The organism is Roseomonas genomospecies 6 (genome assembly GCF_008365375.1).
Taxonomy (GTDB): domain Bacteria; phylum Pseudomonadota; class Alphaproteobacteria; order Azospirillales; family Azospirillaceae; genus Azospirillum.
Window position 1 is genome coordinate 14,218 of sequence record NZ_QOKW01000001.1, and the last position, 13,029, is coordinate 27,246.

General features: G+C 68.7%; 14 protein-coding genes. 9 read left to right on the plus strand and 5 right to left on the minus strand.

Annotated features, from left to right (window positions below; translation table 11 throughout):
- Nucleotides 1–141: 141 nt before the first annotated feature.
- Entirely contained in the window at nucleotides 142–627 is a 486-nt protein-coding gene (locus DS843_RS00055) for an acyloxyacyl hydrolase (protein ID WP_149466865.1), read from the minus strand.
- A 333-nt stretch (nucleotides 628–960) separates the two neighbouring features.
- Here DS843_RS00055 and DS843_RS00060 point away from each other — a divergent pair, with 333 nt between their 5' ends.
- The 6 genes from DS843_RS00060 (at nucleotide 961) to DS843_RS00085 (ending at nucleotide 6,666) form a co-directional block, all read left to right on the plus strand.
- Complete coding sequence (locus tag DS843_RS00060; RefSeq protein WP_149466866.1) at nucleotides 961–2,508, plus strand: bifunctional aminoglycoside phosphotransferase/ATP-binding protein; 1,548 nt, start codon at nucleotides 961–963, stop codon at nucleotides 2,506–2,508.
- A 138-nt stretch (nucleotides 2,509–2,646) separates the two neighbouring features.
- Nucleotides 2,647–3,513 carry a universal stress protein gene (locus DS843_RS00065; protein ID WP_149466867.1) on the plus strand — a complete coding sequence of 289 codons (867 nt, stop codon included), beginning with the start codon at nucleotides 2,647–2,649 and terminating at the stop codon, nucleotides 3,511–3,513.
- A gap of 150 nt (nucleotides 3,514–3,663) precedes the next feature.
- Nucleotides 3,664–3,924: a hypothetical protein gene (locus tag DS843_RS00070; protein ID WP_149466868.1), complete on the plus strand. Its 261-nt coding sequence runs from the start codon at nucleotides 3,664–3,666 to the stop codon at nucleotides 3,922–3,924.
- A gap of 235 nt (nucleotides 3,925–4,159) precedes the next feature.
- The gene (locus DS843_RS00075; RefSeq protein ID WP_149466869.1) at nucleotides 4,160–4,519 is read left to right on the plus strand and encodes a hypothetical protein; all 360 of its coding nucleotides are present in this window, start codon (nucleotides 4,160–4,162) and stop codon (nucleotides 4,517–4,519) included.
- A 126-nt stretch (nucleotides 4,520–4,645) separates the two neighbouring features.
- Nucleotides 4,646–6,265: an ATP-binding protein gene (locus tag DS843_RS00080; protein ID WP_167525147.1), complete on the plus strand. Its 1,620-nt coding sequence runs from the start codon at nucleotides 4,646–4,648 to the stop codon at nucleotides 6,263–6,265.
- A gap of 32 nt (nucleotides 6,266–6,297) precedes the next feature.
- Nucleotides 6,298–6,666, plus strand: coding sequence for a response regulator (locus tag DS843_RS00085; RefSeq protein ID WP_149466871.1), 369 nt, complete (start codon nucleotides 6,298–6,300; stop codon nucleotides 6,664–6,666).
- A 39-nt stretch (nucleotides 6,667–6,705) separates the two neighbouring features.
- Here DS843_RS00085 and DS843_RS30980 read toward each other — a convergent pair whose 3' ends face one another.
- From DS843_RS30980 to folK, 3 genes are all read right to left on the minus strand, one after another.
- Nucleotides 6,706–6,864, minus strand: a complete 159-nt coding sequence (locus tag DS843_RS30980; protein WP_167525148.1) for a hypothetical protein — start codon at nucleotides 6,862–6,864, stop codon at nucleotides 6,706–6,708.
- Nucleotides 6,865–7,073: 209 nt separating this feature from the next.
- Nucleotides 7,074–7,481, minus strand: coding sequence for a dihydroneopterin aldolase (locus DS843_RS00095; RefSeq protein ID WP_286191837.1), 408 nt, complete (start codon nucleotides 7,479–7,481; stop codon nucleotides 7,074–7,076).
- Nucleotides 7,482–7,604: 123 nt separating this feature from the next.
- The gene (folK, locus tag DS843_RS00100) at nucleotides 7,605–8,153 is read right to left on the minus strand and encodes a 2-amino-4-hydroxy-6-hydroxymethyldihydropteridine diphosphokinase (RefSeq protein ID WP_286191838.1); all 549 of its coding nucleotides are present in this window, start codon (nucleotides 8,151–8,153) and stop codon (nucleotides 7,605–7,607) included.
- A gap of 134 nt (nucleotides 8,154–8,287) precedes the next feature.
- Here folK and DS843_RS00105 point away from each other — a divergent pair, with 134 nt between their 5' ends.
- The 3 genes from DS843_RS00105 (at nucleotide 8,288) to DS843_RS00115 (ending at nucleotide 10,042) form a co-directional block, all read left to right on the plus strand.
- Complete coding sequence (locus tag DS843_RS00105; RefSeq protein WP_149466874.1) at nucleotides 8,288–8,746, plus strand: hypothetical protein; 459 nt, start codon at nucleotides 8,288–8,290, stop codon at nucleotides 8,744–8,746.
- Between the two features lie 102 nt (nucleotides 8,747–8,848).
- Nucleotides 8,849–9,532 carry an SRPBCC family protein gene (locus tag DS843_RS00110; protein ID WP_149466875.1) on the plus strand — a complete coding sequence of 228 codons (684 nt, stop codon included), beginning with the start codon at nucleotides 8,849–8,851 and terminating at the stop codon, nucleotides 9,530–9,532.
- A gap of 129 nt (nucleotides 9,533–9,661) precedes the next feature.
- Nucleotides 9,662–10,042, plus strand: coding sequence for a c-type cytochrome (locus DS843_RS00115; protein ID WP_149466876.1), 381 nt, complete (start codon nucleotides 9,662–9,664; stop codon nucleotides 10,040–10,042).
- Between the two features lie 75 nt (nucleotides 10,043–10,117).
- Here DS843_RS00115 and pepN read toward each other — a convergent pair whose 3' ends face one another.
- The gene (gene pepN / locus DS843_RS00120) at nucleotides 10,118–12,775 is read right to left on the minus strand and encodes an aminopeptidase N (protein ID WP_149466877.1); all 2,658 of its coding nucleotides are present in this window, start codon (nucleotides 12,773–12,775) and stop codon (nucleotides 10,118–10,120) included.
- Between the last annotated feature and the right edge of the window lie 254 nt (nucleotides 12,776–13,029).

Consider the following 13,029-nt stretch of genomic DNA (forward strand, 5'->3'; position numbering starts at 1 on the left):
CCCCGAGGTCAATAGAACCAGCCGTCGTTAACAATTGGTTAAGACGAGTATTGCCAGTCCTTTTGCGCAGCTCTTGCGTCAGCAGGAACTCGAAATGATTCGCGGATGGTCATGCTGCGCCGCAAAAGATTCGGCGGGAACTCAGCGTCCGGTCAGCGCGCCGAAGGGCATGCGGTAATAGAATCCGAACACGTTGTTGGCCGGGGCGGTGGCGTCCGCGGCGGCTCCGCTGGTGTCGATGCGGCTGTAGCCCAGGCTGAAGCGGGCCTTGTTCTCGAACTGGTACCCGAGTTCGAGCTGCGAGCGGAACTCCATCACGCTGCCCGTCGCCGCCGGATCGCGCGGAGTGACCGGCAGGGTTCCGGCGCCGACGCTGGGGGTGAAGACGAAGGAGGAGCCCAGCGGCACGTCGATCAGGATGCCGCCCATGCCGTACAGGCTGCCGTCCGGCGCGCTTGGGCCGAGCGACACCCAGGGACGCACCTCGGCATAGCCGTCCAGCTTGGGCAGGAGGGAGGAGCCGATGCGGATCTTGTTGTGCAGGTCAGACACCTTGATGTCCGGTGTCTCCCCGATGCCGTAGGCCAGTCCGCCGATCTTCCAGTTGCCGATCCGGTCGTCGGGCATGGACAGGGTTTGCGCGCGTGCGGACGCCGAGAGCGCGAGACCCGCGACGGCAACCACCACACAGAGGCACGAGGTCCCATGACGCACGGCGGCCTGCTCCCGATCGTTCGTTGACCGTCCTACTCCGGCTGCTCCAGTCTACCGCGTCCGATCACGGGGCGGTTGTGGCATTACGCTTGGCAGCGCACCCCCGCGCAAGCGCGTAACGGTGCTACTCCCAGATGTCGTGCGGGCAGGCGCCCGCGTCAATAGTGGGAGGGCTGCCCTGTTTGCGAGGGTCCGGACCGTCGGCGGGGCTCAGCGGGGGGCGTCCGGCCGTGCTACACTTCCGCCATGCAGCAGACCGCCTCCGACCCGACGCAGACGGTGGCCGCCTTCCTCGCCGACTCGGCGACTCACGGCGGTGCGGCGGTGGAGCGCGTCGAAACCCACGCCGCCATCGTCTTCCTGGCCGGCGACCGGGCCTACAAGCTGAAGCGTGCGGTGCGCTATCCCTACCTGGACTATTCGACGGTCGAGCGGCGCCGGGCGGCCTGTCTGGAGGAACTGCGGCTGAACCGGCGCACCGCGCCGACCCTTTATCTCGGGCTGGAGTCGGTGGTGCGCCGGGCGGACGGCGCGCTCGCCTTCGGTGGGGAGGGGGCGAAGGGCGGAGCGGTGCTGGACTGGCTGGTTGCCATGCGCCGCTTTCCGCAGGAGGCCCTGCTGGACCGCGTGGCGGAGGGGGGCGGCCTCACCGACGGTCTGGTTCGCGATCTGGCCGACGCCGTGACCGCCTTCCACCGGGCCGCCGAACGGCGTCCGGACGGCGGCGGAGCCGCGGCGATGCGGGAGGTGGTGGAGGGCAGCATCGCCGAACTGCGCGCCGCCCCGTCCCTGTTCGCGCCGGAGCGGATCGAGCGGCTGGCCGGGGCATCGGCGGACGCGCTGGAGCGCCTGACCCCGCTGCTGGAGGAGCGGCGGCGGTCCGGATTCGTCCGGCACGGTCACGGCGACCTGCATCTGCGGAACATCGTGCTTCTGGACGGGCGTCCGGTCCTGTTCGACGGCATCGAGTTCGACGAGAGTCTGGCCGTCATCGACGTCGCCTACGACCTCGCCTTCCTGCTGATGGATTTGGAGCAGCGTGGGCTTCGCCCGCTCGGCAACGCGCTGCTGAACCGCAGCCTGGATGCGACGGAGGACTATGCCGCCCTGGCGCTGCTGCCCCTGTTCCTGTCGGCGCGGGCGGCCATCCGCGCCAAGGTTGCGGCGGCGACGGCGGCGCTCCGGTGCGGCGGTGCGGCAGCGCAATCCTTGGAACATGAGGCCGCTGCCTATCTGGACCAAGCCCTTGCGGCGCTGGAGCCGCCGCCGCCGCGGCTGGTCGCCGTCGGCGGGCTGTCCGGCAGCGGCAAGACGCGGCTGGCCCGCGCCTTGGCGCCGGCGCTGGGGGCCTCGCCGGGGGCGGTGGTCCTGCGCTCCGACGCGCTGCGCAAGCGCCTGTTCGGAGTCGAGGAGGCGGAGCGGCTTCCCGTGGACGTCTACACGCCGGCGGTGATGGAGCGGGTTTGCGCCGGACTGCTGGAGCGGGCGCGGGCCGTGCTGGCCGCCGGCCACGCGGCGATCCTCGACGCCGTCCACGCCCGTCCCGAGGAGCGCGCCGCCGCCGCCCGTCTCGCGGCCGACATGGGGGTGCGATTCGACGGGGTTTGGCTGGACGCGCCGCTGGACACGCGGGTCGCTCGAATCGGCACCCGGTGCGGCGATGCCTCCGACGCCACGGCGGAGGTGGCGGAGCTGCAGGAGGGCTATGACATAGGGCCAATCGATTGGCTGCGTATGAATGCTGGCAGGGATGCGGGGGAAACGCTTGCGGCCGCGCTGGAACGACTGGTGTAATTCCAGGTGGAACGGGCGCCGCCGGTTCCTCATGGTTTAGAATACCCGCGGCGCGGCGCTGGAAACGGTGCATCCAGCCGTCGTTCCGACAGGCACCGTCCATAAGATGGGCCGACGGAAACGGCCCGGGGGGAGATCATGTCACTCAAGACGATTCTCGTGCCGCTGGCCGGCCTCGACGGCGACACGGTGGCTCTGAACGCCGCGCTGCGGATCGCGCGCGAATTCGATGCCCATGTCGATGCGCTGTTCGTGTCGCTGGACCCGCGCGACGCCGTGCCGATGCTGGGCGAAGGGATGTCCGGCGCGATGGTCGAGGAGATCATGCGCGCCGCCGAAGGGGAGTCGAAGACCCACCTCCACACCGCCCGCCGCACGTTCGACGACGTGGTCCGCGCTGCGGGCGTGGAGTTGCGCGAGATGCCCGGCGGCGTGGAAGCCCCGACCGCCCAGTGGCGGGAGGAGACGGGCCGCGTCGAGGAGGTGGTGCCCCGCGAAGGACGGCTGGCCGACCTGCTGGTCTTCGCCCACACCACGCTGGACAGCAACAGCCAGGCCTACGCGACGGTGGAGAGCGCCCTGCTGGGAGCAGCCCGCCCGCTGTTCCTGGCGCCCGCCACGTTGCCGGCGGAGATCGGCCGTACGGTGGCGCTGGCCTGGAACGGCAGCCCGGAATCGGTGCGCGCCCTGACCGGGGCGATGCCCTTCCTGACCGGCGCCGACACCGTCCATGTGCTGACCGCCGAGACCTCCAACACCCAGGCTGCGGCAGGACGTCGCATCGCCCAATATCTTGCTTGGCATGGTGTTAACGTTCAGGTAACCATATTGAAGCCGGGATCGGAACCCGTCGGCCAAGCCATCATCAACAAGGCCGCGGAGCTTGGGTCCGACCTCCTCGTCATGGGAGGCTACGGACACAGCCGGATGCGGGAGATGATCCTGGGTGGCGTGACCCGCTACGTGCTGAACCACGCCGGCCTGCCCGTGCTGATGGCCCATTGACCATGGGGCCGCTCTTCAGAAGGCCGGGCATTCTCTGATCCGACGCGCGGCGCCGTAAGGCAGGGCGCCCTCCACGCCGGTGGTTTTCAACCACAAGGGCAGCCCGGACTCCGGTCCGGGCAAGGCCCGGCATTCGGAAGGGAACGCGCCATGTTGACGATCGACGATTGCATCGCGCTCAGCGATCTGACCGAAGAGGAAATCGACGCCATCGCGGAGCATGAGCATCTGCCGGAAATCCTGGCGGTGGAGCTTGGCTGCTGCCTCGCCCACGACGCCGAGGGCATCCGCCGGATCGCCCGCATCATCCGCGAGGACATCGAACGGGCCCGCAGCCATGGGCAGACCGTCCACGCCCGCGAACTGACGGTGGTCCTGGACGGCTTCGTGCACCAGCACCCGGCCCTGTAGACGAAAGTGGCAGGCCCCAGAAAATGCGGCAGGCCCCAAAAAATATGCGGCAGGAAGGAAACGCCCCGCGTCACGGAAGTGCGGCGCAGGGGCAATGCGGGAAGGTCCGGAACAACCGGCCCCCCGTTCGGTTGGCATCGGCGGGTTCGCGTCGGGGGGACGGCGGGGAGCGCGGTCAGTGCGCTCCCCCGACCGTTGGCCGCCCCATCGCGCCACTGGAAGAGGATGAACGCCCGTGCCCCTGAAGACGATCCGCCTCGAACTGGCCCGCACCGCCGACCATCCGGAAGGCAGCGCGGAGCATGGCTACGAGTTCATGGCCCCGCTGACCGCGGACGGCCACCTGGACCAGGAGGAATGGCGCAGCCACAAGAGCGCTTGCACGGTCCGCCGCTTCTGGCGCGGCGAGGATGAGCAGACCGGCCATCTCGTCCACCGGGGCCGGGGCTGGCTGTTCGACTATGACAGCGACGACAGCGACGACGACGAGCCGATCTTCCGCTTCGACCGTCACACGCTGGTCGAGGGGGAATACATCTCCATCACCGAGCATGACGGGGTGCAGCGGCCCTTCCGCGTGGCCTCCGTCCGCTGAGCCGCCGTCCTGCGGCAATCCGCCCGTATCGGCCCGGTCGCTTCCACGGGATAGACTCCCTGCGGAGCGGGGAGGGGCGTGCGGCGGCCGATGGCGGAATGGACGAGGCCAGGATTGCGGCCAGGAATGCAGGACGTGCCGGACGGCGCCGGGGACATGCTGCGCACCCTGTCGCTCGCCGTGGCGCAGAGCCCGGTCGCCCTGGTCATCACCGACGCGCGGGGGCAGGTCACCTACGTCAGCCCGCGATTCACCGCGATGACCGGGTGCCACCCGGAAGAGCTTCCCGATTTCGACGCCTTCGCCCAGACCTTCGCGGAGCCCGGTTCCGACCCGGCCCGCGAGATGTGGCGCGTCCTGTCGGGCGGCGGGACCTGGCATGGCGAGCTGCCGGCGCGCCGGCGGACGGCGGGGGAGCCGGGCGGCTTCTTCTGGGCGTCGGTCACCATCGCGCCGGTCCGGGACGAGGGCGGGGGGATCACCCACATCGTCGGTTCCATCGAGGACATCACCGAGCGGCGGCAGGCGGAGGAGCACATCCGCCGCGCCCAGAAGATGCAGGCCGTCGGCGTCCTGGCCGGAGGCATCGCCCATGACTTCAACAACATCCTGACGGCGATCCTCGGCTACAGCCATCTGGCGCTCGACAGCCTGCCGGAGGGGACGGAGGCGCGCGACGACATCCTTCAGGTCACCATTGCGGCGGAACGCGCGAAGTCCCTGGTGCAGCAGCTCCTCACCTTCTCCCGCAAGGAGAAGGTCGGGCGGGAGGTGGTGGACGTGCGGGGCGTGGTGAGGGAGGCGCTGGCGCTGGTGCAGCCCACGGTCCCGCACGACGTGACCCTGCGCTTCCTGTGCGACGACGGGGAAATGCCGGTGCTGGCCGCGCCGACGCAGATCCATCAGGTGGTGGTGAATCTCTGCAAGAACGCGGTGGACGCCGTGTCCGGAGACACTCCCACCGAGGATGCCCCGCACACCGACGGCGCTTCGGGCGCCCGGATGATCGCCGTGTCGCTGGTCCATGCCACCGTCGCGACGCCGAAGGCGCTGCCGCGCGCCTTGCTGAACCCCGGCCACTACATCTGCCTGACGGTGGCGGACACCGGCTGCGGCATGGACGGCGCCTTGCTGGAGCGGGTGTTCGAGCCGTTCTTCACGACCAAGGCGGTGGACAAGGGCACGGGGCTGGGCCTTGCCGCCGTCCACGGCATCGTGGCCGACCACGGCGGCGTGATCGACGTGGTGAGCGCTCCGGGGGAAGGGGCCGCCTTTTCCGTCTATCTGCCGCGCCACGACGCGGACGGGTCCCGCCGGGCCGCGGGCCGCTGGGGGCGGAGCGGGCGTGGCCGCGTCCTTCTGGCGGGCGAGGAACGCACGATGCTGGGCATGGCCGGGCGGCTGCTGCGCATGCAGGGATTCCGCGTGGTCGCGTCGGCGAACAGCCGGCGGGCGCTGGCCCTCTTCACCATCGCGCCGGAGCGCTTCGACCTGATCGTGCTGGAGCAGGGCAACGCCGCCCAGACGTGGCGCCTGCTGGCCCTGGCACGGGCCTTTTCCGCGGCCTGTCCGGGCGTGCCGATCCTGGTCTGCGCCGATCCCGGCGGCGAGTTGGAGGGCGCGGCGATGGAGGCGGCGGGAGTCACGCGGATTCTGCGGACCCCGGTGGCGCCTGACGAATTCGTGACGCTGGCGGGGCGGCTGATCAAGGAACGCCGAGCCCAGGCGGAACATTGCGGGGCCTGACGAAACATCATGGGCGGAAAAGGAGCGGGTGGATGGCCGAGATTCTGGTGATCGACGACGACGACATGGTGCGCACCATGCTGCTGCGCACGCTCGTCCGTGGTGGCCACACGGCGACCGGCGCGCGCGACGGGACGGAGGGCGTGGCCGCCTTCCGCGAAAAGCCCGCGGATCTCGTCATCACCGACATCTTCATGCCGAACCAGGAGGGGCTGGCGACGATCATGGAACTGCGGCGAAGCTTCCCGCACATCAAGATCATTGCCATTTCCGGCGGCGGCGCGCGCGCCTCGCTGGACGTCCTTCCGGTTGCGGAGGCGCTGGGCGCGCAGAAGACCCTGCGCAAACCCTTCACCCCCGCCGAGGTGATGGACGCGGTGCGCGACGTGCTGGGTGTGTAGGTCCGGAATCGGAAGGGCCGGGCCGCCTGCCTCCACCCGTCAGGCGGCCAGCCGCTCCTCGCGGGCGCGCAGATTGCGCCCGACTTGTTCGAGAAGCTGCCGCAGCGTCTCCGCTGTCATGCCGTCCCTCTTCATCAGGGCGACGATGATGGGCTCGTCCAGGATTTCCGACAGGGTCGGAGCCGACAGTTGGTCCATGTTACCCTCCCTGTGCATTCCGGCCGGCCTTATGGCGGCTCTAATCTTATTGTACGTAAGATATGGAATTTCGCAACAATGCTGCATCGCGAAATATCCTGTCGCGGCCGACGCAAAGGTAAACAGCCGCTCACTGTTCATGCCAGAGCATCGTCCGTTTGCCTATATCGACAAAAGAGTTACCGCGATGGTGGTGGCGACGGGCGGTCTCAGCCTTCCGCGTTGCGGGTCCGGGTGATCGTCACGCCGGCCCCGGCGGTGTCGGGGAGCAGCGACGGAAGCTCCACATCCACGCGCACGCGGCGCACCTTCGGGTGGGCCAGGCAGAGGTCCGCGGTTCGGTCGGCCAGATAGTCGGGGCCGGGCACCGCATCCTGCGCGCAGAGCCGGCGCAGTGCTTCCACGATGTCCTCGTAGGACATGACCGCGGTGATGTCGTCGGGAAAGCCCGGACCGGGGTGGCTGACCTTCAACTCCAGGCTGATGCGGACGGTCGGGCGCCCGGGCCGCCCCGCGAGCGACACGGTGGCGGTGAAGTCGCGCAGAAGGATGGTGTAAGTCGCCGCCGCGCCGGGGGGGACGGCGCCGGTGTGTCGGGAAACGGAATCGTTGACCAAAAAAGACATCTCCTGGCGGGCGGCGGCCCTGGTCCGTGACCAGGCACCATTCCCGGTCGCGGGCGGCCGCCTTGTCGCTGCGCCGCGCCCACTATAGCGCAGGCGCCCGCCCTTTCGGCAAGGTCAGACCGCCACCGACAGGTCCGTTCCGATGCGGACCACCGTGTCCCGGCCCGGAACGGCGGCCAGAAGATCGTCGAAGCTGCGCGCGATGGCCGGATGCTGGAGGTCGCCCGCGATGTCGGCCAGCGGGGCCAGAACGAAGGCCCGCTCCGCGATGCGGGGATGGGGGATTTCCAGCTCCGGCGCGTACATCACCAGCTCGCCGTACAGCAGGATGTCGATGTCGATGGGGCGCGGGCCATAGCGGAGACCGCCATCCAGGTCGCGGCCCAGGTCGGCCTCGATCGCCTTGACGACGCGCAGCAGTTCCCACGGGCCAAGCGCGGTCTGCCCGCGCAGCACCATGTTCAGGAAGGCCGGCTGGTCGGTCACGTACATGGGAGCGGTCTCGTAGACGGGCGAGGCCAGCGTGATGCGGACCTGCGGGGAGAGCCGGTGCTGCGCCGCCTCCAGATTGGCGGCGCGGTTCCCCAGATTGCTGCCAAGTGCGAGGTAGACCGTGGTCATCGCCGAACCGTCGTTAGTCGAAACCAATTCCTTGTCAGTCATACCACGATCCTCCGTTCCATCAACCGTCAAAGCGCCGGACACGTTTCGGTTTAGGTAGCCGGCTTTCTCCGGGAACCGCAAGCGGCGGGCGGGGTTGTGCCAGTCGTGCGGTGCTGCATCGGAGGATTGGGATCATGACGGTTCGGCGTGTCGGGACGGTGGTGGTGATGGGGGTGGCCGGGGCTTTCCTGGCGTCCTGCGCCACGGGGCCGGACCCGCAGATCGCCCGGCGCGCGCAGACCGAACTGGTCGGCATGCCGAAGGAACGGCTGCTCGCCTGCGCCGGGGTGCCGACGCGGCAGGCCCAGGCCAACGGGCGGGAGTACTACACCTATGTCGGCGATCCGGGCGTGGCCATAAGCCCGCTGGGCGGCAGCAGCATCGGCGTCGGCGGCTTCGGCGGGGGCGGTTCCAGCGGCGTCGGCGTCGGCCTGGGCTTCGGCTTTCCGTTCGGCTCGTCGTCGCCCGGCACATGCGAGGCGACGTTCGTGCTGGGGCCGGACGGGGTGGAGCAGGTGTCCTACCCCGGCAACGCCTCGCTGTCGGCCTGCACGCCCATCGTGCAGAACTGCGTTCCGCCGGCTCCGCGCTGATCCGCCCCTTCCTGGCTGAAAGGCGGACTGTCGCCGGTTGCGGCCTTGCCGTATCGTCCGGCTCAGGCTTGGCTGTAACGAAGGCAGGGGAGGAACGACGTCATGGACATGAGCGGCAGCCAGCGCATCGCGGCCCCGCGGGACACGGTGTGGGCGGCGCTGAACGATCCGGACATCCTGCGCCAGTGCATTCCCGGCTGCGAGGAGGTGCAGAAGATCTCCGACACCGAATTCACCGCGAAGGTGGTCGCCAAGGTCGGGCCGGTCAGCGCGAAGTTTTCCGGCAAGGTCACACTGTCCGACCTCGACCCGCCGGCCGGCTACACCATCACCGGCGAAGGCTCGGGCGGGGCCGCCGGCTTCGGCAAGGGCGGCGCCAGGGTGTCGCTGGAACCGGACGGGGAGGCGACGATCCTTTCCTACACCGCCCATGCCACGGTCGGCGGCAAGCTGGCGCAGATCGGCTCCCGTCTGGTGGACGCCACGGCACGCAAGATGGCGGACGATTTCTTCACCCGCTTCACCGCCGTGGTCGGCGGGCCGGTGCCCGAACCGGAACCGGAACCGGTGCTGGTGGCCAAGCCGGCCCCGGTTCCGGAACCGGTCATGGCGCCCGCCGCGGACGGCGCCGCCGTGCCGCCCCCGATTACGCCTGCCGTGGCGCCGCCGCCGCCGGAGATTCCGATCCCGCTTCCCGCGGTCCGCCAGCGCGGCGGCTTCTATGTTCCGTGGGCGGCGCTGGCCGCGGTTGCGGTTCTGCTCCTTCTTCTTGCGTGGATGAAATAACCCGCATTTGGTGTTTGTGCTGTGGACGCGACACGTTGGGGGGTTGGCCTTAACCACAGAATGTGTATGCTGCGCTCCGAACCTGCCGGCTCCGAACGCCGGCTTCATCCGGAAGGGGGAATCAAACCTATGAACAAGCATATCCTGGGCGCCGCCCTGATCGCCGGCATTGCCATGGGCGCGGGCGCCGCGCAGGCCGCCGACGCCGCCGCCGGCAAGGACGTTTTCAAGCAGTGCATGGCCTGCCACACCACGGAGCAGGGCAAGAACAAGGTCGGCCCGTCGCTGTTCGGCGTCGTCGGCCGCCCGGCCGCTTCGATCGACGGTTTCAAGTACTCCAAGCCGATGCAGGAGAAGGCCGCCGGCGGTCTGGTCTGGAATGCGGACAACCTGAAGGCCTACATCACCGCCCCGAAGGAAGTCGTTCCGGGCGGCACGATGGCGTTCGCCGGCATCAAGGACGCCGCGAAGGTGGACGATCTGATCGCCTTCCTGGGCGAGCAGAAGTAAAGACGCCCGCGTTTCGGCGCGGGGGTGGGAACGGGCCGGAGGGGAAACCCTCCGGCCCGTTTCCTTTTCTTCAGGTCAGCCCGCGGCCTCCAGGCTCTTGCTCGCCACCTCGAAGACGTCCGGAGACAGGCCCGGCGTGGCGACGATCCGCTCCAGTTCCGCCTTCATCAGGGCGCGGCGCGGCGCGTCGTAGCGGCGCAGGCGCGAGAAGGGACCCACCATCCGGGCCGCCACCTGCGGGTTCATCGGGTCGAGCCGCAGCACCTGATCCGCCAGGAAGCGATAGCCCGCCCCGCTGGTGTCGTGGAAGCGCACCGGGTTGCCGCCCGCGAAGCCGCCGATCAGCGCGTAGACCTTGTTCGGGTTGCGGATCTCGAAGGCGGGGTGGGAGAGCAGCGCGGTCACCCGCTCCAGCGTGTCGGGCCGGTGCGAGGTCGCCTGCACGCCAAACCACTTGTCCACCACCAGCGCCTCACCCTTCCAGCGCTCGTAGAAGCCGGCGATGGCCTCGTCCCGCTCCGGCGCGTTGGAATTGCTGAGGAACTGGAGCGCCGCCATGACGTCCGTCATCGCCTGGGCGCCGCGATACTGGCCGAGGCAGAGGCCGAGCGCCTCCTCATCCTCCAGCGCCATGAGATAGGCGAGGCAGAGGTTCTTCAGCGCCCGCCGCCCGATGGCCGCGGCGTCCACCGAGAAGGGCTCGTTGCCCGCGTTGCGGCGGTGGGTGTGCAGCCAGCCGGGGCGCAGAGCCTCCGCCAGCCGGCGGCGGGCGAACTCCCGCACGGCGTGGATGGCGTCGGGGTCGATCACCTCCATCTGAGTGCCGAGGTAGCTCTCGGTCGGCAGAACCAACGCCTGCGCGGCGAAGGCCGGGTCCCGGTCGGCGTCCTTCAGGACGGCGCCCACCGCGTCGATGAAGTCCTGGGGCAAAGCCAGATCCCGCCCGGCCTGCCGGTCGGCGACGAGCGAGAGCAGCAGCCGAGTGGCCAGCGTCTGCCCGGCCTCCCAGCGGTTGAAGGCGTCGCTGTCGTTGGCCATCAGGAAGGTCAGGTCGCCGTCCGTCAGGTCCGCCCGCAGCTTTACCGGGGCGGAGAAGCCGCGCAGCAGCGAGGGCACGGGGCGGGCCGGCACGTCCACGAACTCGAAGGTCTGCTGGGATTCGGTGACGTGCAGCGTGCGGCTGGTCCCGGCGGCGGCCTCCTCGCCTTTCAGGCGCAGCGGCAGGTCCGCCCCGTCCGGGCCGAGCAGCCCCATGACCAGGGGGATGTGCATCGGCTCCTTCACCGGCTGGCCGGGGGTGGGCGGCACGGTCTGCTTCACGGTCAGCCGGTAGGTCTTCACCGCGCCGTCATAGGCGCCGGTTACGTTCAGTTCCGGCGTGCCGGCCTGCCGGTACCAGTGCTTGAACTGCGTCAGGTCCACACCGGTCGCGTCGGACATCGCCGCCACGAAGTCGTCGCAGGTGACCGCCTGCCCGTCGTGGCGCTCGAAATACAGGTCCATGCCCTTGCGGAAGCCCTGCGGCCCCAGCAGCGTGTGGATCATGCGGATGACTTCCGACCCCTTGTCGTAGACGGTGGGGGTGTAGAAGTTGTTGATCTCCACATAGCTGTCCGGGCGCACGGGGTGCGCCATGGCGCCGGAATCCTCCGGGAACTGCACGGTGCGCAGGCGCTGCACGTCGGCGATCCGCTTGACCGCCCGCGAGTTCATGTCGCTGGAGAATTCCTGATCGCGGAAGACGGTCAGCCCTTCCTTCAGCGAAAGCTGGAACCAGTCGCGGCAGGTGACGCGGTTGCCGGTCCAGTTGTGGAAATACTCGTGCGCCACCACCGCCTCGATGCCCAGGAAATCCTGGTCGGTGGCGGTTTCCGGCTTGGCCAGGATGTATTTCGTGTTGAAGACGTTGAGGGACTTGTTTTCCATCGCCCCCATGTTGAAGTCGCCGACCGCGACGATGTTGAAGATGTCCAGGTCGTATTCCAGCCCGAACACCTCCTCGTCCCAGCGCATCGACTTGATGAGCGAGCGCATGGCGTGATCGACCTTGTCCTCGTTCCCAGGCTCCACATAGATGCGCAGGGTCACGTCGCGGCCCGACGCGGTGCGGAACCGGTCCTCCTGATGCACCAAGTTCCCGGCGACCAGGGCGAACAGGTAGCAGGGCTTGGGGAAGGGGTCCTCCCACACCGCGCGGTGGCGCCCGTCGGGCAGGTCGCCGGATTCGATGAGATTGCCGTTGGACAGCAGCACCGGATAGCGCGCCTTGTCCGCCGTGATCGTGGTGGTGTAGCGGGCCATCACGTCGGGCCGGTCGGCGAAATAGGTGATCTTGCGGAACCCCTCGGCCTCGCACTGGGTACAGAAGTTGCCGGAGGACTTGTAGAGCCCCTCCAGCGCCGTGTTCTCCTGCGGCTTGATGCGGACGACGGTCTCCAGCGTGAAACTCTCTGGCACGCTGTGGACGGTCAGATGGTCCGGCGTGACGGTGTAGTCGGCATCGCCCAGCGGTTGGCCGTTCAGCGCAACGGACACCAGTTCCAGCCGCTGCCCGTCCAGCGTCAGCGGCTGCGCCGCCGCGTCGTCCCGCGCCGGGTTGCGCCGCAGCCCGAGCTGCGCGCGGACCGTGGTCACGTCTTCGCCGAGGTCGAAGAACAGGTCGACCGTGTCGATCAGGTGCGCGGGCGGGCGGTAGTCCTGCAGGCGGATGGCCTTGGGCGTGCCTTTGTCCATGGGGCTTTTCTCTAACCTTGTTTTGGCCGTGTCGGCGTCGCGGGGACGGACTCTAGCATGGAGAGTGGGGACGCGGGGCGCCGTTGGACAGGGCCTGACAATCATCGCCTTTCGATAAAAGGCTGCACAGTCCCCATGCTCTAAGCTCCAGGTAGTTGTCCTGGTTACTTTCAAAAGATGTTACAATATATATTCTAATAATTATGGATTTTATGTATATTGCATTAATGAAATATCGGACCAAAGCTACTTTT

Coding starts and splice junctions, on each gene's coding strand:
- DS843_RS00055 (WP_149466865.1), bottom strand. CDS start 627: ATGCCCGACGACCGGATCGGCAACTGGAAGATCGGCGGACTGGCCTAC.
- DS843_RS00060 (WP_149466866.1), top strand. CDS start 961: ATGCAGCAGACCGCCTCCGACCCGACGCAGACGGTGGCCGCCTTCCTC.
- DS843_RS00065 (WP_149466867.1), top strand. CDS start 2,647: ATGTCACTCAAGACGATTCTCGTGCCGCTGGCCGGCCTCGACGGCGAC.
- DS843_RS00070 (WP_149466868.1), top strand. CDS start 3,664: ATGTTGACGATCGACGATTGCATCGCGCTCAGCGATCTGACCGAAGAG.
- DS843_RS00080 (WP_167525147.1), top strand. CDS start 4,646: ATGCAGGACGTGCCGGACGGCGCCGGGGACATGCTGCGCACCCTGTCG.
- DS843_RS00085 (WP_149466871.1), top strand. CDS start 6,298: ATGGCCGAGATTCTGGTGATCGACGACGACGACATGGTGCGCACCATG.
- DS843_RS30980 (WP_167525148.1), bottom strand. CDS start 6,864: ATGGACCAACTGTCGGCTCCGACCCTGTCGGAAATCCTGGACGAGCCC.
- folK (WP_286191838.1), bottom strand. CDS start 8,153: ATGACTGACAAGGAATTGGTTTCGACTAACGACGGTTCGGCGATGACC.
- DS843_RS00105 (WP_149466874.1), top strand. CDS start 8,288: ATGACGGTTCGGCGTGTCGGGACGGTGGTGGTGATGGGGGTGGCCGGG.
- DS843_RS00110 (WP_149466875.1), top strand. CDS start 8,849: ATGGACATGAGCGGCAGCCAGCGCATCGCGGCCCCGCGGGACACGGTG.
- DS843_RS00115 (WP_149466876.1), top strand. CDS start 9,662: ATGAACAAGCATATCCTGGGCGCCGCCCTGATCGCCGGCATTGCCATG.
- pepN (WP_149466877.1), bottom strand. CDS start 12,775: ATGGACAAAGGCACGCCCAAGGCCATCCGCCTGCAGGACTACCGCCCG.